14 protein-coding genes are annotated in these 16,920 nt (G+C 74.5%); 10 read left to right on the top strand and 4 right to left on the bottom strand.

What is annotated here, in order from left to right:
* The first annotated feature begins 268 nt into the window (after window positions 1–268).
* From ACFWIS_RS35275 to ACFWIS_RS35310, 8 genes are all read left to right on the top strand, one after another.
* The gene (locus tag ACFWIS_RS35275) at window positions 269–1,678 is read left to right on the top strand and encodes a sensor histidine kinase (RefSeq protein ID WP_380461462.1); all 1,410 of its coding nucleotides are present in this window, start codon (window positions 269–271) and stop codon (window positions 1,676–1,678) included.
* Window positions 1,630–2,295 carry a LuxR C-terminal-related transcriptional regulator gene (locus ACFWIS_RS35280; protein WP_380461463.1) on the top strand — a complete coding sequence of 222 codons (666 nt, stop codon included), beginning with the start codon at window positions 1,630–1,632 and terminating at the stop codon, window positions 2,293–2,295. Before ACFWIS_RS35275 ends, ACFWIS_RS35280 begins: the two co-directional genes overlap by 49 nt.
* Window positions 2,296–2,503: 208 nt before the next feature.
* Window positions 2,504–4,069, top strand: coding sequence for a DUF2637 domain-containing protein (locus ACFWIS_RS35285; RefSeq protein WP_380461464.1), 1,566 nt, complete (start codon window positions 2,504–2,506; stop codon window positions 4,067–4,069).
* A 115-nt stretch (window positions 4,070–4,184) separates the two neighbouring features.
* Entirely contained in the window at window positions 4,185–5,474 is a 1,290-nt protein-coding gene (locus ACFWIS_RS35290) for a DUF6986 family protein (protein ID WP_380461465.1), read from the top strand.
* Window positions 5,475–5,570: 96 nt separating this feature from the next.
* Window positions 5,571–6,227, top strand: coding sequence for a YigZ family protein (locus ACFWIS_RS35295; protein ID WP_380461466.1), 657 nt, complete (start codon window positions 5,571–5,573; stop codon window positions 6,225–6,227).
* A gap of 370 nt (window positions 6,228–6,597) precedes the next feature.
* Complete coding sequence (locus ACFWIS_RS35300) at window positions 6,598–8,421, top strand: hypothetical protein (RefSeq protein ID WP_380461467.1); 1,824 nt, start codon at window positions 6,598–6,600, stop codon at window positions 8,419–8,421.
* Window positions 8,422–8,535: 114 nt separating this feature from the next.
* Entirely contained in the window at window positions 8,536–10,236 is a 1,701-nt protein-coding gene (locus ACFWIS_RS35305) for a restriction endonuclease (RefSeq protein ID WP_380461468.1), read from the top strand.
* 393 nt (window positions 10,237–10,629) lie between these two features.
* Window positions 10,630–11,394 (top strand): ZIP family metal transporter, encoded by a 765-nt coding sequence (locus ACFWIS_RS35310; RefSeq protein WP_380461469.1) that lies wholly within the window; start codon window positions 10,630–10,632, stop codon window positions 11,392–11,394.
* Here the strand turns inward: ACFWIS_RS35310 and ACFWIS_RS35315 are convergent.
* Entirely contained in the window at window positions 11,391–12,365 is a 975-nt protein-coding gene (locus ACFWIS_RS35315; RefSeq protein ID WP_380461470.1) for a LysR family transcriptional regulator, read from the bottom strand. The two genes, ACFWIS_RS35310 and ACFWIS_RS35315, sit on opposite strands and share 4 nt — an antisense overlap.
* A gap of 109 nt (window positions 12,366–12,474) precedes the next feature.
* Between ACFWIS_RS35315 and ACFWIS_RS35320 the strand changes: the two genes are divergently transcribed.
* Window positions 12,475–13,416 (top strand): EamA family transporter, encoded by a 942-nt coding sequence (locus ACFWIS_RS35320; RefSeq protein ID WP_380461483.1) that lies wholly within the window; start codon window positions 12,475–12,477, stop codon window positions 13,414–13,416.
* On the opposite strand, the gene ACFWIS_RS35325 is transcribed toward ACFWIS_RS35320, so the two are convergent.
* Window positions 13,307–13,843, bottom strand: coding sequence for a MarR family winged helix-turn-helix transcriptional regulator (locus tag ACFWIS_RS35325; protein WP_380461471.1), 537 nt, complete (start codon window positions 13,841–13,843; stop codon window positions 13,307–13,309). The two genes, ACFWIS_RS35320 and ACFWIS_RS35325, sit on opposite strands and share 110 nt — an antisense overlap.
* 166 nt (window positions 13,844–14,009) lie before the next feature.
* Between ACFWIS_RS35325 and ACFWIS_RS35330 the strand changes: the two genes are divergently transcribed.
* On the top strand, window positions 14,010–14,393 hold the full coding sequence (locus ACFWIS_RS35330) for a DUF2218 domain-containing protein (protein ID WP_380461472.1): 384 nt from the start codon (window positions 14,010–14,012) through the stop codon (window positions 14,391–14,393).
* 5 nt (window positions 14,394–14,398) lie between these two features.
* Here the strand turns inward: ACFWIS_RS35330 and ACFWIS_RS35335 are convergent, their stop codons facing one another.
* Together ACFWIS_RS35335 and gabT are read right to left on the bottom strand one after the other, a co-directional pair.
* Window positions 14,399–15,040 carry a phosphatase PAP2 family protein gene (locus tag ACFWIS_RS35335; protein WP_380461473.1) on the bottom strand — a complete coding sequence of 214 codons (642 nt, stop codon included), beginning with the start codon at window positions 15,038–15,040 and terminating at the stop codon, window positions 14,399–14,401.
* Window positions 15,041–15,530: 490 nt separating this feature from the next.
* Window positions 15,531–16,871: a 4-aminobutyrate--2-oxoglutarate transaminase gene (gene gabT / locus ACFWIS_RS35340; RefSeq protein ID WP_380461474.1), complete on the bottom strand. Its 1,341-nt coding sequence runs from the start codon at window positions 16,869–16,871 to the stop codon at window positions 15,531–15,533.
* Window positions 16,872–16,920 lie beyond the last annotated feature (49 nt).

The raw sequence follows: 16,920 nt of genomic DNA on the forward strand, positions 1-16,920 counted from the left end.
CTGCAGGGGGGACCCTGTGGGAGAGTAGGACGCCGCCGAACAATTCTTCAGAAAAGCCCCTGATCCTTTTGGATCAGGGGCTTTTCGCATTTCCGGACCAGCCAGATCAGCCGGACCGGTCGGATCGTCCCGAAAGGGCCGGGTGTTGCTCCTACCACCGTCAGGTGGTCCTAGGTCTACCCCGGAATTGGGGTGCCACGGCCAGTGCCCCGGGCGGGTCGTTCGTGAACACTGAGGAGGACGATCGGTACCGGCACCAGGAGCTTGCGTGACCACAGAGACCCGTACGAGCGGCACGTCCGTGCGTGCGCAGACCCAGGAGGCCTTCCGGGCCGGTGGCCAGGGCCTGGGCCGGCTGGCCCAGGTGGTGCTGGCGGCTGTGCCGGGCTTCGTGCTCCCGGTGGGGGCGGCCGTCATCGCGGGGGTGGTGACGGCCCGGTTCCTGCAGTACTACTACCCGGTCTCCCTGGTGGCCCTCGCGGCCGCCGGGGTCGCGGGCTCCGCGGTGGCGGCCGCGTGCGTCCGCCGGACGGCGGACCGTACCCGCCGGTTCCTGGAGCGCTGGTACGACATCCGGCTGCCGGCGGTCTACCAGTCGATGCCTGAGCTGGAGCTGGACGACCGCGGGCACTGGTGGACGGGCTACTCGTACCACCGCTCGCGGGCGGTCGCGAAGTACGCGCAGCTGATCCACTGGGGCCTGCGGGACCGGACCACCCGGGCCGAGATCCTCTGGCTGATCGTGAACCCCGTCCTCGTCGCCGCCCTGGCCGGCGCGGTGGGCCTGTTGCTGGTGCTGGGCGCGGCGTTCGCGCTCGGTGGAGCGGTGCCGACCGTCGGGTTCGGCCCGATCAGCGCGCGGATGACACGCGTCACGCTGAGCCTGCTGGTCGGGGCTGGCATGGTCCTGGTCGGGATATTCCTCGCCCCGTACGCGGTGCGCGGTTACGCGGAGGCCGCCCGCCGGGTGCTGGATCAGGACGGCCGGGCGACGCACGCCCAGCTGACCAGGCGGGTGGCCGTGCTGACCGAGACCCGGGCGGACGCGGTGGGCAGCCAGGCGGCCGAGCTGCGGCGGATCGAGCGTGACCTGCACGACGGCGCCCAGGCGCGGCTGGTCGCGATCGGGATGACGCTGGGCACCATCGAGCACCTGATGGAGACCGACCAGGCGGCCGCGCGGGAGCTGCTGTCCGAGGCACGGCAGTCCTCGGCGCGGGCGCTGCAGGAGCTGCGAGACCTGGTCCGCGGCATCCACCCGCCGGTGCTCGCCGAGCGCGGACTCGGCGACGCGGTGCGGGCGTTGGCGCTGGACGGCGCGCTGCCGACCGAGGTGTTCGTGAGCCTGCCGGACCGCCTGCCGGCCCCGGTCGAGGCGGCGGTCTACTTCAGCATCAGCGAGCTGCTGGCCAACGCGGCCAAGCACTCGGGGGCCGACCAGGTGTGGGTGGACATCCTGTACCGGGCCGGGATCCTCCGGGTGACGGTGACGGACGACGGCGTGGGCGTGGCGGATCCCTCGCGGGGCACGGGCCTGCGCGGGATCGAACGACGATTGGGTACCTTCGACGGTGTCCTCGCCATCGACAGCACGTCGGGCGGTCCCACCACCATCACCCTGGAGTTGCCGTGCGAGTTGTCCTCGCCGAGGACCTCTACCTCCTTCGCGAAGGCCTGATCCGGCTGCTGGAAGCACACGGCTTCACCATCGCGGCCGCCGTGGAGACCGGCCCCGAGCTGCTGGAGGCGCTGTTGACCCACCGCCCGGACGTGGCGGTGGTGGACGTCCGACTGCCCCCGACGCTCACCGACGAGGGTCTCCAGGCCGCCCTCCAGGCACGCCGGGAGATCCGCGGCCTGCCGGTGCTGGTGCTCTCCCAGCACGTCCAGCAGTTGTACGCGCGGGAGTTGCTGGCGGACGGCACCGGCGGGGTCGGCTATCTGCTGAAGGACCGGGTGTTCAACGCCGGGCAGTTCATCGACGCGGTCCGCCGGGTGGCGGCCGGTGGTACGGCGATGGACCCGGACGTGATCGCCAAGCTGATGCAGACCACCTCGCGCCGGCCCGGTCCGCTGCTCGGACTGTCCCCGCGCGAGCGTGAGGTGCTGGAGCTGATGGCCGAGGGCTGTTCCAACTCGGCGATCGCCGCCCGCCTGGCGGTGAGCGACGGCGCCGTGGCCAAGCACATCGCCAACATCTTCGGCAAGCTCGGGCTGGCCCCCGACGAGGACGCCAACCGCCGGGTGATGGCGGTGCTGGCCTACCTCAACGGCACGGCGGGGCAGAGCCACTGACGGCCCGACCGGCCCGACCGGTCCGGGCGCAGGTACCGGTACGGCCGGTACGGTGACACTCCAGGCTGCGGAAACGCTGAAACACGCGTACGAGTAAACTCCGGTGGGCCGAGCCCGGAGGCCGCTCAGCCGTCCGGCGGCCCGACTGGCGGGAACCGGCAGCCGAGGCGCGTACGGCAGCGCCGACATCCAGGGGTTGATAGACGTAATGGCACGCCCAACGCTCACCAAGGCCCATCGCGGCCTGCTCGGCCTGGTCGCGGCCGGCGCCTGCATCATCTCGGGCATCGGTTTCGCAGGCTCGTACAACGCGGTGCGCGAGCTGGCCATGGAGAAAGGTTTCGGTGCCTTCTCCTACGCCTTCCCGATCGGTGTCGACGCGGGCATCGTGGTGCTCCTCGCCCTCGACCTGGTGCTGACCTGGCTGCGGATCCCGTTCCCGATGCTGCGCCAGACGGCCTGGCTGCTGACCGTCGCCACCATCGCTTTCAACGCTGCCGCTTCCTGGGGCGACCCGCTCGGCATGGGGATGCACGCCGTCATCCCGGTGCTGTTCGTCGTGGTGGTCGAGGCCTCCCGGCACGCGGTCGGTCGGATCGCGGCGATCACGGCGGACCGTCACATGGAGTCGGTCCGGGTGATGCGCTGGCTGCTCTCCCCGGTGCCGACCTTCCGGCTCTGGCGGCGGATGAAGCTCTGGGAGCTCCGCTCCTACGAGGAGGTCATCCGGCTGGAGCAGAACCGGCTGGTCTACCGGGCGCAGCTGCGCTTCCGCTACGGCCGGGGCTGGCGCCGCTCGGCTCCGATCCAGGCGCTGCTGCCGCTCAAGCTCGCCAAGTTCGGTGTCCCGCTGGACCCGTCGCTGCTGGACCGGCTGGACGAGGAGGCCCGCGAGCGCGAGGCGAAGGAAGCGCTGACGGAGCAGCAGTCCCAGCAACTCGAGGCCCAGCCCCAGCCCCAGCAGAACCACGCGGCCGCGGCCGTCGCCGAGGTGGAAGCGGCTCCGGTCCAGGAGCCGCAGCAGCCGCACACGCAGCGGGCCCTGCCGCCGCAGCAGACGCAGACACGCACGCCGATGCAGCCCCAGCCCCAGCCCCAGGCCCTCGCGCCTCATCCGGAGCCGTCCCAGGTCGCGGATCAGCCGCAGCCGCAGCCGCAGGCTCCCGCCTCCGCCACGGTCCCGCCGGTGCCCGTCGAGGTGGCCGGGCCGGTGCTGGCGAAGCTGGCCGCAGTGCGCCGACGCGCCGAGAACGAGCCGGAAGCCGAGCCGGAGGAGGCCCCGCAGCAGCGCGGTGAGGAACTGGACGTCTGGGTCGCGCGCCAGGTCCGTTCCGGCGGTCAGCGGCCCGATGCCGCCCCCGTCAACTCCGCGGCACCCGCCACGCCGGGCGGCCGCGCACCCGGCAAGTCCTCACCCTGGTTCGCCGCTGCGGCCCCGGCCGTCGACGAGTCGACCCCGGAGCCTGCTTCCGCGCCCCAGCCTCAGCACCCCCAGCCGCAGGACCGGCCGGACCAGGGCCGGCAACCGACCCCTGCCGGCCAGCCCGAACCCGCTCCGGTGCCCGCGCACCTCGACGTCGACGTGGCGTACGAGGGCCTGCTCTCGTACATCGACAACCACGGCCACCAGCCCGACGCCCAGCGCCTCGCCGAGTGGCTGACCACGGAGTACGGCGTCACCGGCAAGGGGCCGGAGGGCTCGGTCCACCCCAAGGAGGTCGCCGACCTCTACCCGGAGCTGAACGCGCGCTTCCAAGCCGCCGGGAGGGACTGAGCCCGCGCTGACACCCCGCGTCCACCGCTCGGTCGGCCATTGACGGCCGTCCCCGCCGGAGCTACCGTCGCCTCAACAATTTGTTGAAGTGCTGGTTCGGCATGGAGGAGCGCGGATGTCGCAGGTCGAGGTCGACGGAACCGGACCGACGGGCGGGGCCTCCTTCTCCGCCGCCGCCCGCACCGCCGTGGAGGCGCTGCTCGCCCCGGTGGACGCCGACCTGGCGCGCCGCTACCCGGGCGACTCCGGTACCCGGCAGCCGGTCCACACCGTCTACGTCCCGGCCGACGCCTTCCGCGCGGACACCGTACGGGAGTGGGGCCGCCAGGCCCTGGAGGCCTTCGACACCCACGCCGGCACCCCCGCCGAGCTGGCCCGCGCCCTCGGCGTGGCCGACGGCGAACTGCTCGCCGACGTGCACGCCCGGGTGCGCGCCAAGCTGGAGCGCGAGCCGGTCGAGGACCTGCGGATCGACTTCGAGGACGGCTACGGCCCCCGCCCGGACACCGAGGAGGACGCCGCCGCCGTCCGGGCCGCCGAACTGGTGGCCGCCGCGGTGGCCGAGGGCGCCGCACCGCCGTACCTCGGCATCCGGATCAAGTGCATGGAGGCGCCCGTCCGCGCCCGCGGCATCCGCACCCTGGAGCTGTTCCTCGCCACCCTGCTGGCGAACGGCGGGCTGCCGGAGGGACTGGTCCTCACCCTGCCCAAGGTCACCTACGCCGAGCAGGTCACCGCGCTGGTCCGTCTGTTGGAGGACTTCGAGCACCGGGCCGGGCTGCCCGCCGGCCGGATCGGCTTCGAGATCCAGATCGAGACCACCCAGGCGATCCTCGGCCCGGACGGCCGGGCCACCGTCGCCCGGATGATCGAGGCCGCCGAGGGCCGCGCCACCGGCCTGCACTACGGCACCTTCGACTACAGCGCCTCCTGCGGCGTCAGCGCGGCCTACCAGAGCATGGACCACCCCGTCGCCGACCACGCCAAGGCGGTCATGCAGGTGGCCGCGGCCGGCACCGGCGTCCGTCTCTCCGACGGCTCCACCAATGTGATCCCCACCGGCTCCAGCGAACAGGTGCACGCCGCCTGGAAGCTCCACCACGACCTGGTCCGCCGCTCGCTGGCCCGCGCCTACTACCAGGGCTGGGACATGCACCCGGCGCACCTGCCGACCCGCTACGTCGCTGTGTACTCCTTCTACCGGGAGGGCCTGGCGGCCGCCGCCGCCCGGCTGGCCGCCTACGTCGCCAAGGCGGGCGGCGACGTGATGGACGAGCCCGCCACCGCCCGGGCGCTCAGCGGCTACCTGCTGCGCGGCCTGGACTGCGGCGCCGTCGACCCGGCCGAGGTCACCGCGCTGACCGGTCTGGACCGCGCCCAACTGGACGCCCTGGCCGGCCGCTGAGCCCCCGGCCGCGCGCCAACTAGGCTGGCGGGTGCCGCCCCCGACCACGGGGCGCGCACCGCCAGCCGTCGCCGTTCCCGGGAGAACCACCGCGTCATGTCCGCCACGCCGGAACCGACCGCCAGGCCGTACCTCACTATCCGGCGGGCCGGCAGCCACGAGACCGAGATCAAGAAGTCCCGCTTCATCTGCCACCTCGCCCGGGTCTCCGACGAGGACGAGGCACAGGCGTTCATCGCCGGCATCCGCAAGCAGTACTGGGACGCCCGGCACAACTGCACCGCCTTCGTGGTCGGCGACGACCAGCGCCGCGAGCGCTCCAGCGACGACGGCGAGCCCGGCGGCACGGCCGGGGTGCCGATGCTGGAGGTGCTGCGCCGGCGCGGCCTCACCGACACCGTCGCGGTGGTGACCAGGTACTTCGGCGGGATCAAGCTCGGCGCGGGCGGTTTGGTGCGGGCGTACGGGAACGCCGTGTCGCAGGCGGTCGACGAGGTCGGCCTGCTGGAGCGGCGGCCGGTCGCGCTGCTCGCGGTGACGGTGGACCACGTGCGCGCCGGGCGGGTGGAGAACGACCTGCGGGCCGCCGGGTACGCGGTGAACGACCTCGCCTACGAGGCGGCCGGGGTGCGGATCGAGGTGGGCGTGCCGGAGCCGGAGGTGGCCGGGTTCCACACCTGGCTGGCCGAGGCGACCGGCGGAACCGCGGTCGCCGTGCCGGCCGGCCGTACCTACGTCGAGGTACCGGTCTGAGCCGTGGGCTCCGTGGGCTCCGTGGGCTCCGCGTGCTCTGCGGGCCGCGCCTGCTCGGCAGGCTGCGCCCTCCCGGCCTGGGCGGCGGGTTCCGGCCACCCGTCCGGCCGGATCGCGATCGGCCCGGTCCGGCCTCCGGTGGGGCCTGATCGAGCCCGGGATGCCGCGCAACCTGGGTCGCTCCCCGTAGCCGAGCGGCCGCGCCACGCGGAAGGCGGCTTGAACAGATTCACTCGAACGTAGTGTCGTGGCCCGGAGTTGGAACTTCCGCTCCCGGCCGTGGCGTTTCCTGGGCAAGGATCCGGCGGAACCGGACGAAAACCATCGATGGAGGACAACGGACCCCACCCCGCACCACGGAGGTATGCGCATGACCTCAGATCACTCGCCGTCGCTCGCCGGTGCCGACCTACCCGGCCTCCGAGGCCCCGCGACGCCCTACCGGATGACCGTCACCACTGCCCTCCCGCACGCCGAGGCCGTCGCCCTGGCCGACGAGCAACTCGCTTCCTGGCTGAAGCAGGAGGGCTGCGAGGAGCCCCCGTCCGCCCACGGTGCCACCGCGGGGACGTCCCCCGTCGCCGAGCGCCTGCGCCTGGGCGAGCGCGTCCTGTTGGACCGGGACCACGGACCGCTGCGCGGCGGCCCGGGCGCCGGCCGCTACGACCGCCGCCGCCTGCGCACCCCGGCCCCGCACGGCACCCGACAGCTGACCCTCACCGTCGCCACCGGGGCCGGCGGCCCCACCTGGGTCCGGCTGGAGGCCGAGACCCACCGCACCGGCAGCGGTGTGCGCACCCCCTGCCGGGTGCCGGTGCCCGAACTCGCCCGCACCCTGCTGCCGCTGCTCGACGCCGCCGACGGCCCGGCCGCCGTCCACCCCGCTCCCCGGGTGATCACGGCCGACGAGGTGGACGCCCTGATCGACGAGCTGTGCGACCCGGAGCGCCGGCTGCCCACGGTGGTCGCCAGCGTGCCGGTGAACCTCCCGCTCGACCACTGGGTCGAGGAGGTCGTCCGCCCGCTCTGCCGCCAACTCCCCGGCCTCGCCACCGCGTACGTGCTGGACCCGGGCGCCCGCACCGGGTTCAACGTGGCGCTGGAGTACCACGCCGTGTACGGCGGCGCGGTGCGCACCTACCTGCCCGAGGTCGACCCGGCCTCCCGGCAGGACGGCGCCCGACATCCGGTGCTCGCCCGGGGCCGAATAGAACAGGACCTCCGCCGCGCCGCCGGGCTGCTCGCCCGCGAGCCGCGCCGCCTCGCCGCCGACCAGCCGCTGCCGGCGCCGCTGGCCGCCGTCCCGGTGCTGCGCGTCCCGCCCCCGCAACTGCGCCCGGCCACCGACCGGGTCGGGGAGACGGACACCCGCGGGGAAACCACCGCGAGCACCGTGCCGACCCCCACCTGCCCGACCCTCGCAGGCCCGGCCCCCACCGGCCGGACCGACCCCGCCGCCGAACTGGCCGCGCTCGCCCGCGAGGAGCAGCAGGACCGCGCCGAACAGCAGGCCAGGGCCGACGAACTGGAGCGGGTCCGACGCACCCTCCGCCTCGAACGCCGCGACCGCGGCCAGTCCAGAGACGGTCACGAGGGCCGCCTCCGCACCGGCACCCGCAGCGCCCTGACCGGCCGTCACTGCAGCGGACCGGGCGGCACCCCGGCGGCCGGCCGCCCCGCCGCCCAGTCCTCCGGATGCCCCGGCAAGCCCGCGACCTTCACCGAACTCCTCACCAGGATCGGCGAGTTCCCCCTGCTCACCTTCACCGGGGACCAGAAGAACGCGCTCGCCCTGGACGGACTCCAGTGCGCCGGCGCCGGCTGGGCCCGGCTGGCCTGGGACGGCCTGACGGCCCTCCAGGAGTACGCGGAGGCGGCCGTGCGCGGCGCGGCCGGCGGGGACTTCAAGCAGTGGTGCGAGCACACCCCGGACGGCTGTCACCGCTTCCCGCCGCGCAAGGCGGTGCGTGGGGAGTCCCGGACGGTGTTCAGCCACACCAAGTGGAAGCGCGAACGGATGCTGCCGGTGCCGGAATGCGTCGACGCCTCCCGGCGCGCGTTCATGGGCGCGCACCTGCGGATCGGCGGCGGCCGCACCGCACCCCGGTTGCACTACCTGGACGACTGCTCCGGCAGTGGCCGGATCTACGTCGGCTACATCGGCCTGCACCTCACCAACACCCGGACCAACTGACGGGCTTGGCTGACCGCTGCGCCCGTTCGGTGGACAATGTCCGGCAGGGGCGGGGCCGCGGTCCGGTCTGTCGCCCCGGGCAGGTGCCGGACGAGCATGGGGGAACGACGACCGATGCAGTACTCAGCAGACGGCCAGTCCGACGGCACCGCCACCGTCCAGTTCCCCCAACCGGGCTTCCTCGCCTCGGTCTTCCGCGACCTCGGCGCCGACCAGGGCCCGGAGTCGGACGATGCATCGGGCGGGGCCGCCCCCGAGCGCCCCGGCCCGGGGGCGACCGGGGACGGCCCGGCCGCCCCCGCCGGATCGCCGGCCTCCGGCTCCGCCGACCCGGGCCCCGCCGGTCCCGGCCCCGACGAGGCCCTCGCGGCCCATGCCAGGGCCGCCGCCCTCACCCACCACCGCACGCTCACCGTCCAGGCCGAGCACGACCGGCTGGCCGACCTGCTGCGGCGGGCCGCGCTGCCCGTCTCGGCGATGGACTTCGAGAGCCAGCTGCGCCACTACGAGCCCCGCCCCTACCCGGCCGACGGCCCGGACGCCGCCGACGGTGCCGAGCCACGCTGGGAGGACTTCGCCCCCGCCGAGCCGGCCGCCGCCGACCCGGAGAGCGGCCCGTCCCGCCGGTTGCTGGACTCCGGCTACCAGCGCGAACTCGCCCAGGCCCGGCTCACCCACCAGCGCACCCTGCGCGAGTGGCGCACCCGCCGGGCCGAGGCCGGCAGCCCGGCCGCCGGGGAGTCCCGGCGCGCCCACGAGGCGGCCGAGGAGGCCCGGGCCCGCGCCGTGCGCGAGTACAACGAGAGCCTGGAGGAATGCCGGCGCGCCTACCGGCTGGCCGAGCCGGCCGCCGTGGAGTCGCTGCTGGAACGGGCACTGGCCGCCGCCGAGACCGCGACCCAGGACCTGCCGGCCCCCTGTCGGGCGGTCTTCCGCCCGCTCACCCGCACCGTCGTGCTGGACCTCGACCTGCCCCCGCTCGACCTGGTGCCCTCGCTCACCGGCTACCGGCTCGCCCCCGACGGCGACATCGTCCCGGTGCCGCGGCCGCCCGCGGACCGGGCCACCGACTACCTGCGGCTGGTCGCCCGGCTCGCCCTGCGCTCCCTGCAGGCCGCCGACGCCGTGGACACCGACGAGATACTCGCCGGCGTCGTCCTCAACGGCTGGCTGCGCGAGCCCGGCGCGGCCGAGCCGCTCTGCCTGCTCAGCGTGGACGCCGACCGCGACGCGCTGGCCCGCACCCGGCTGCTGCCGCCGGAGACCCCGTACGAGGACCGCGACGACGAGGGCGTCTACGCCGACGCCGAGCGGGACGAGGCCCTGGTCCGGCTGCGCCAGCTCGGGGCCGCCGTCACCCCGGACCCGTACGCCCGGGCCGTCGTCCAGCCGGCCGCCCGGGCCGGCGCCGCCGTCCCGGCCACGCCCGACCTGTCCGCCAACGAGTTCGCCCAGCTGGTGCGCGACCTGCTCACTCGGGGCGGGCTCGCCGAGTGGAGCGTGCGGCTGCGCGGTCCGGCCGGGCTGGTGGCCACCGGTGAGGGTGCCCCGGGCAGCGCGCTGCCCGGCCGCTGGGTGGTCTGGGCCTCCCGGGACACCGCGTCGGTCACCGCGGAGCAGATCGAGACCCTGGCCGAGGCGGTCCGCGAGGAGTCCGCCGAGCGCGGCCTGCGGCTGACCACCGGCGGCTTCGCCGACGAGGCCCTGGACCTCACCGCCGAGGAGAGCCACCGGCACATCCACCTGATCGACGGTGACGGCGTCCGCGAACTCGCCCGCACCCACCTCGGCCTGCCGCTCGCCGCCGGTCACTGACCGGCCCGGCCCGCGCCCGGCCCGCGCCCGGTCGCGCCCGGGGCCGCCTCACCCGGCCCGCGCCGATCCGCCCCGGCCTGCCTCGATCCGCCCCGACGGGAGTTCACCCCGGCGGCCCACCCGGCGGGCACCCCTCCAAGTCCGGACCAAGGCTGAGGGGACCGGGCCGACGGGACCGCAGCCGAGGAACGGCCCGGTCAGCGGTACCCCGGGCGATCACCGTCGAACGGACGTCCGGTACGGTCGGCGGTCGGCCCGGCCACGGGCGGACCCCAGGGGGAGAGGAATGGGCAGAGCGCTCGGCAGACCACACGTCGGCCCCGGCCACCCGGCGGACCCGGCGGGCCCGACCGGACCGGCAGGCCCGTCCGACCCGACGGCGGAGGGGGCCCGATGACCGCTGTCCTGGTCGCCGCCGGGGCGTTCCTGATGACGCTGATCGGCGGCTTCGTCGCCCAGCGCACCGGCGACCGTCGCCACCTGGTGCTGGGCTTCGCCGCCGGACTGATGCTCGGCGTGGTCGCCTTCGACCTGCTGCCCGAGGCCATCCACCAGGCCCCCGGCGAGGTGCACGGCGTGCCCCAGGCGCTGCTGATGTTCGCCGGCGGCTTCCTCACCATCCACGTGATCGAGCGCGCCGTCGCCATCCACCGCGGCCACGAGGGCGAGTACGCCGCGCACACCCACGGCCACCAGCACGGCCACGCCCGCCGCTCCGGACACCAGGGCGTCGGCATGACCGCCGCGCTGGCCCTGGTCGGGCACAGCGTGATGGACGGCTTCGCGATCGGCGCCGCCTTCCAGGCCGGCACCACGGTCGGCACCGTGGTGGCCATCGCGGTGGTCGCCCACGACTTCGCCGACGGCTTCAACACGTACACGATCACCCGGCTGTACGGGAACAACCGGCGCCGGGCGCTGACCCTGCTCGCCGCCGACGCGCTGGCCCCGGTCTCCGGTGCCGCGATCACCCTGGCCTTCACCATCCCGGAGCACCTGCTCGGCCTCTACCTGGGCTTCTTCTCCGGCTTCCTGCTCTACCTGGCGACCTCGGACATCCTTCCCGAGGCGCACAGCCCGCACCCCTCGCGCAGCACCCTGCTGTGCACGGTGGCCGGGGTCGGCTTCATGTGGCTGGTCATCGGCTTCGCCAGCTAGGCCCCGTCCGGTCGAGCTCGCCGGGCCCGGATCGGCCGGACAGGGACCTGGGCCATGTCCGGCGGGTGCCCGGGGAGCGAGCGCCAGCAGTTCCGCATCGCCGCCAGCGCCTCGGTGATCGCCGGCCGGCGGGAGGCCTGGGAGCGCCAGAGCGCGAACACCCGCCGGCTCGGCTGCGAGGCGACCGGACGGGCCGCCACCCCGGCCGGGAGCGGGCCCCGGCCGAGCCGGGGCACCACGGCCATCCCCAGTCCGGCCGCCACCAGGGCGATCTGGGTCTCGAAGTCGCCGACCTGGTACCGAACGTCGGGCTCCTCACCGGCCTCGCGAAGGGTGGTGACCAGCCAGTCGTGGCAGATGTTGCCCGGCGGCACGCTGATCCAGCGCTGCCCGCACAGCCGCTCCACCGGCACCGCGTCCAGCGCCGCCAGTTCGTCCCCGGCGGGCAGCACCAGGTCCACCGGGTCCGTCCCGAGGTCCAGCCGGGCGACGCCCTCCTGCACCGGCAGCGGCACCGTCGGCCAGTCCTGCACCAGCGCCAGGTCCACCTCGCCGCGCGCCACCAGCTCCGCCGCCGGGTACGGGTCGCTCTCCAGCAGCCGTACGTCCAGCTCCGGGCAGCGCTGCCGCAGTTCGGCCAGCACACCGGGCATCAGCCCGCGCGCCCCGGTCGCGAAGGAGGCCACCAGAAGCCGTCCGACCGCCCGGCCGCGCTGCTCCTCCAGCCGCACCTCGGCCTGCTCCACCAGCCCCAGGACGGTCCGCGCGGTGGCGGCCAGCTCCCGCGCCGCGTCGGTCAGCACCACGCCCCGGCCCTGGCGCTCCAGCAGCACCGTGCGGGTCTCCCGTTCCAGCTTGGCGATCTGCTGGGAGACCGCCGAGGGCGTGAACCCGAGCGCGGCCGCCGCCCCGCCGACCGAGCCGTGCACCGCCACCGCGTGCAGCGCCCGCAGGCGCCCGAGATCCATCATGTAGCAACCCTAAAGTGTCCGCTTCAGCAATCATCGCTGGTGCTACACGTTTCCGCGCCGCCATGCTCGACCCATGACCGCCACACCCGCCGCTCCGGCCGGCTCGACCATGCGCCCGCGCCACATCGCCCTGGCCGTCCTGGTGGCCGCCGTCTGGGGCCTCAACTTCGTCCTGATCCACATCGGCCTGGACAGCTTCCCGCCGCTGCTCTTCTGCGCCCTGCGGTTCGCCGTGGTCGCCGTGCCGGCGGTCTTCTTCGTCGGGCCGCCCAAGGTCGCCTGGCGCTGGGTCCTGGCGGTCGGCCTGGTCCTCGGGGTGGTCAAGTTCGGGCTGCTGTTCCTCGGCATGCACGCCGGGATGCCGGCCGGCCTCTCCTCCCTGGTGCTCCAGGGCCAGGCCGGCTTCACCGCGCTGTTCGCCGCCGTCCTGCTGCACGAGCGCCCGGGCCGGCGGCGGCTGCTCGGTCTGGCGCTGGCATTCGCGGGCATCGCCCTGAGTGCCGTGGACCAGGGCCTGGGCGGGCCGTTCGAGGCCTTCGTCCTGGTGGTGCTGGCGGCCGTCGCCTGGGGCCTGTCCAACGTGCTCACCCGCAGGGCCGCCCCGCCGGACGCCCTGCGCTGGATGGTCTGGGTCAGCGCCGTCCCGCCGCTGCCGCTGCTGGCCCTGTCCCTGCTGGTCGAGGGCCCGGACGCGGACCTGCGCGCGCTGCGCGGGATGACCCTGGGCGGGCTCGGCGTGATCGGCTACGTCGGGCTGCTCTCCACCCTGTTCGGCTTCGTCGCCTGGAGCTACCTGCTGCGCGGCTACGACGCCACCGCCGTGGCGCCCTACTCGCTGCTGGTGCCGGTCTTCGGGATGTCCTCGGCCTGGCTGCTGCTCGGCGAGCGGGTCACCCCGACGGCGGCCGCGGCGGCCCTGCTGGTGATCGCCGGGATCGGGATCACCGCGCTGCGCCCGGGGGCGCCGTCCGCGCCGGCGGCCCGGCTGCGAGGAAACGGGCCTCGGCCGCGCGCAGCACTCGCAGCAGCACCTCCTCGTCCCCGGGGCTGACCTCGCCGAAGTAGTCCTGCGCCACCTCGTCCCGGACCTGCCCGATCCGCTCCACCGCCGCGCGCCCGGCCTCGGTCAGCAGGATCCGGACGGCCCGCCGGTCCGCCGGGTCGGGGCGGCGCTCGACCAGCCCGGCGTCCTCCAGCGCGTCGACCACCGTGGTGGCCGAGCGCGGGGCGATGTGCAGCTGGTCGGCGAGGTCGCTCAGCCGCATCGCGCGGTCCGGCGTCCCGCAGCCGGGCACGTGGGCGAGCGTGCGCAGGGCCCGGGCCTGGCCGGGGGTGATGCCGTACGGCTCCAGCCGCCAGCTGGTCTGCCGACGGATCCGCTTGATCGCCCTGGTCATCGCGTCCGCGAGTTCGGCGGTGGTGCCGGGCCGGGGCTCGGGGGAGGAGTCCGCCGGATCGTCGGTCGGCGTGGTGGTCATCGGCGGTCTCCTCGGCTGGCGTCGGCTCCAGCGTATCGGCCGGTTCCGGGCGGGCGGCCGACTGGGGGAAGCGATCGGAGAAATATGTTGAGCCTAGCTCAGTATCTGCGTTACGGTACCGGCGAGTGAGGGCACCCTAAGTCCCCTCCCCGCCCTTGGAGCACCCATGCCCGTTTCCACCGCCCGCGTCGCCACCGATCGCCCCGCCCGCTACGCCAAGCAGCTCGCCGCCCACATGAGCCGCCGGATCGAGACCTCCTTCTCCCCGGAGACCGGCCGCGGCACCCTGGTCTTCCGCGCCGGGACCGCCACCCTGGAGGCCCAGCCGGACGCGCTGCTGCTCACCGTCGAGGGCGAGCGCGAGGACCTGCCCACCCTGGAGGACGTCGTCGGCCGCCACCTCGTCCGCTTCGGCGCCCGCGACGAGCTGGTCGTCGAATGGCACCGCGACAACGGCGAGGCCGGCCTCGTCCATCGCAACGAGGAGGACGCCCCGGAGGAGGGCGCCACCGAGGAAGGTGCCACGGGGGAGGGCGCCACCGGGGCCTGAGGCCCTCAGTCGCCGGGCCGGGGAAACCACCGGTCCAGCGCCCACAGCACCAGGGTGGCCAGGCACCAGCTGGCCACCACGTCCAGCACCCAGTGGTAATCGCTCCACACCAGTCCCGCGCCCACCCCGAGCGCCAGCGCCACCGCGCCTGCGGTCAGCCCCCGGGCCGTCCACCGCCCCGCCGCCCGCGCCAGCAGCAGCGCCGCCACGCCGTACGAGAACGTCGCCGTCGCGGTGTGCCCGGACGGGTACCAGCCCCACTGCCCCGGTACCAGCGGATCCCCGAGCGGGCCCGGCCGCGCGAACGCCGCCTTCGCCGGGACCACCAGCAGCGGGATCAGTACCGCGGTCGCCGCGGCCACCGGCAACGGCAGCCACCAGCGTGCCGCCCCCGCCCGGCGCCACCACCAGGCGGCCAGCCCGCCGGCCGCCAGCAGCACCGGCACGGCCGGGACCCCGCCGCCCAGGTCCGACAGCAGCCGGCCCAGCTGGTCCAGCAGGGCGCTCGGATGGTCCCGGTGGGACGACCGGACGGCCGCGCGGACCGAGCGGTCCAGACCGAGCAGCGGCCCGTCCACCGCCACCTGCCAGGACACCGCCAGCAGCACCACGGCCGCCACCACCGGCACCGCCACCGACCGGGCCACCCGGACCAGGACAGCGGACAGCCGCCCCGGAGCAGGGGGGAGAGCTCCGGGGCGGCTCTGATGATCGCCGTTCCGTGCGCCCCGGGGGGTGTGGGTCGGACGGTCGGTCGATCGGCCTTCGGTGTGTGCCGTCCCTTCCGGGACGGCCTGGTTGTCCTCGCGGCGCCCTCGCGGACCCACCCCTCGGGGAGGCTCCGCGGACGGCTCCGCCAATGGCTGAGGCTCGCTGTCCATCTGCGATGACACTACGTCAACCACCCTTCCGCACCGAGCGCCTCCAGCGATTCCGCACATCATCTTCACCCCGCCCGGGACCGTCTGCGGACGCCGCCTCCGACGCCGCCTCCGACGTCCGGACGGCCGTGCGAACCGGCCCCGGCGGGCCTCGGCCAAACCGAACGGCCCGTGCGGACCAGAGGTCCCCACGGGCCGTTCAGCGCTGTCCGGACATCCCTCCGGAGGGGGTTCACGACCTGGTGGACGACACCGCTCAGACGGCGGCGAACGCGGCCTCCAGGATGTCCAGGCCCTCGTTCAGCAGGTGCTCCGGCATGACCAGCGGCGGCAGGAAGCGCAGCACGTTGCCGTAGGTGCCGGCGGTCAGCACGACCAGGCCCTCGGCGTGGCACGCCTTGGCGATCGCCGCGGTGACCTCCGCGTTCGCCTCCTTGCCGCCCGGCTTCACCAGCTCGACGGCGACCATCGCGCCGCGGCCGCGGACCTCACCGATGATGTCGAATTTCTCCTGCATCGAGCGCAGCCGGCCCAGCATGATCTCGCCGATCCGCTGCGCCTTGCCGACGAGGTCCTGCTCCTTCATGGTCTCGATGGCGCCCAGCGCGGCGGCGCACGCCACCGGGTTTCCGCCGTAGGTGCCGCCCAGGCCACCCGCGTGCGCGGCGTCCATGATCTCGGCGCGACCGGTCACCGCGGCCAGCGGCAGACCGCCGGCGATGCCCTTGGCGGTGGTGATCAGGTCAGGGACGATGCCCTCGTCCTCACACGCGAACCACTGGCCGGTGCGGCAGAAACCGGTCTGGATCTCGTCGGCGACGAACACGATCCCGTTCGCCTTCGCGTACTCCACGATGGCCGGCAGGAAGCCCTTGGCCGGCTCGATGAAGCCGCCCTCGCCCTGGATCGGCTCGATGATGATCGCGGCGACGTTCTCCGCGCCGATCTGCTTGTTGATGATGTCGATCGCCTGCGCGGCGGCCTCGGCGGCGCAGTTCTCCGCGCCCGTCAGCCAGCGGTACGGGTAGGCGACCGGCACCCGGTGGATCTCCGGCGCGAACGGACCGAAGCCCTGCTTGTACGGCATGTTCTTCGCCGTCAGGCCCATGGTCAGGTTGGTGCGGCCGTGGTAGCCGTGGTCGAACACCACGACGGCGGTGCGCTTGGTGTAGGCGCGGGCGATCTTCACCGCGTTCTCGACCGCCTCGGCGCCCGAGTTGAACAGCGCCGTGCGCTTCTCGTGGTCACCCGGGGTCAGCTCGTTCAGCTGCTCGGCGACAGCCACGTAACCCTCGTACGGGGTCACCATGAAACAGGTGTGGGTGAAGGCGGCCAGCTGCTCGCTCGCCTTGGCCACCACGGCCTCGGCGCTGTTGCCGACGTTCGTCACGGCGATGCCGGAACCGAAGTCGATCAGCGAGTTGCCGTCCACGTCCTCCAGCACGCCGCCGTTGGCGCGGGTGATGTACACCGGCAGGGTGGTGCCGACACCGGCCGCCACCGCACCCAGCTTGCGGGCCTGCAGCTCCTGCGACTTCGGACCCGGGATCGCGGTGACCAGACGGCGCTCCTGCGGGAGCGGCGTTACGGCGCTCATGGGGTATCTCCAGACTTCTCGGCTCGGTGCTTCGCAGGCTACGGCCGCC

This window comes from Kitasatospora sp. NPDC127060 (assembly GCF_042724935.1).
Classification (GTDB): Bacteria; Actinomycetota; Actinomycetes; order Streptomycetales; family Streptomycetaceae; genus Kitasatospora.

Bases quoted from the DNA above. Each gene is read 5' to 3' on its own strand.
- ACFWIS_RS35325 (WP_380461471.1), bottom strand. From the start codon at position 13,843: ATGACCACCACGCCGACCGACGATCCGGCGGACTCCTCCCCCGAGCCC.
- ACFWIS_RS35305 (WP_380461468.1), top strand. From the start codon at position 8,536: ATGCAGTACTCAGCAGACGGCCAGTCCGACGGCACCGCCACCGTCCAG.
- ACFWIS_RS35300 (WP_380461467.1), top strand. From the start codon at position 6,598: ATGACCTCAGATCACTCGCCGTCGCTCGCCGGTGCCGACCTACCCGGC.
- ACFWIS_RS35320 (WP_380461483.1), top strand. From the start codon at position 12,475: ATGCGCCCGCGCCACATCGCCCTGGCCGTCCTGGTGGCCGCCGTCTGG.
- gabT (WP_380461474.1), bottom strand. From the start codon at position 16,871: ATGAGCGCCGTAACGCCGCTCCCGCAGGAGCGCCGTCTGGTCACCGCG.
- ACFWIS_RS35295 (WP_380461466.1), top strand. From the start codon at position 5,571: ATGTCCGCCACGCCGGAACCGACCGCCAGGCCGTACCTCACTATCCGG.
- ACFWIS_RS35290 (WP_380461465.1), top strand. From the start codon at position 4,185: ATGTCGCAGGTCGAGGTCGACGGAACCGGACCGACGGGCGGGGCCTCC.
- ACFWIS_RS35285 (WP_380461464.1), top strand. From the start codon at position 2,504: ATGGCACGCCCAACGCTCACCAAGGCCCATCGCGGCCTGCTCGGCCTG.
- ACFWIS_RS35315 (WP_380461470.1), bottom strand. From the start codon at position 12,365: ATGATGGATCTCGGGCGCCTGCGGGCGCTGCACGCGGTGGCGGTGCAC.
- ACFWIS_RS35310 (WP_380461469.1), top strand. From the start codon at position 10,630: ATGACCGCTGTCCTGGTCGCCGCCGGGGCGTTCCTGATGACGCTGATC.
- ACFWIS_RS35330 (WP_380461472.1), top strand. From the start codon at position 14,010: ATGCCCGTTTCCACCGCCCGCGTCGCCACCGATCGCCCCGCCCGCTAC.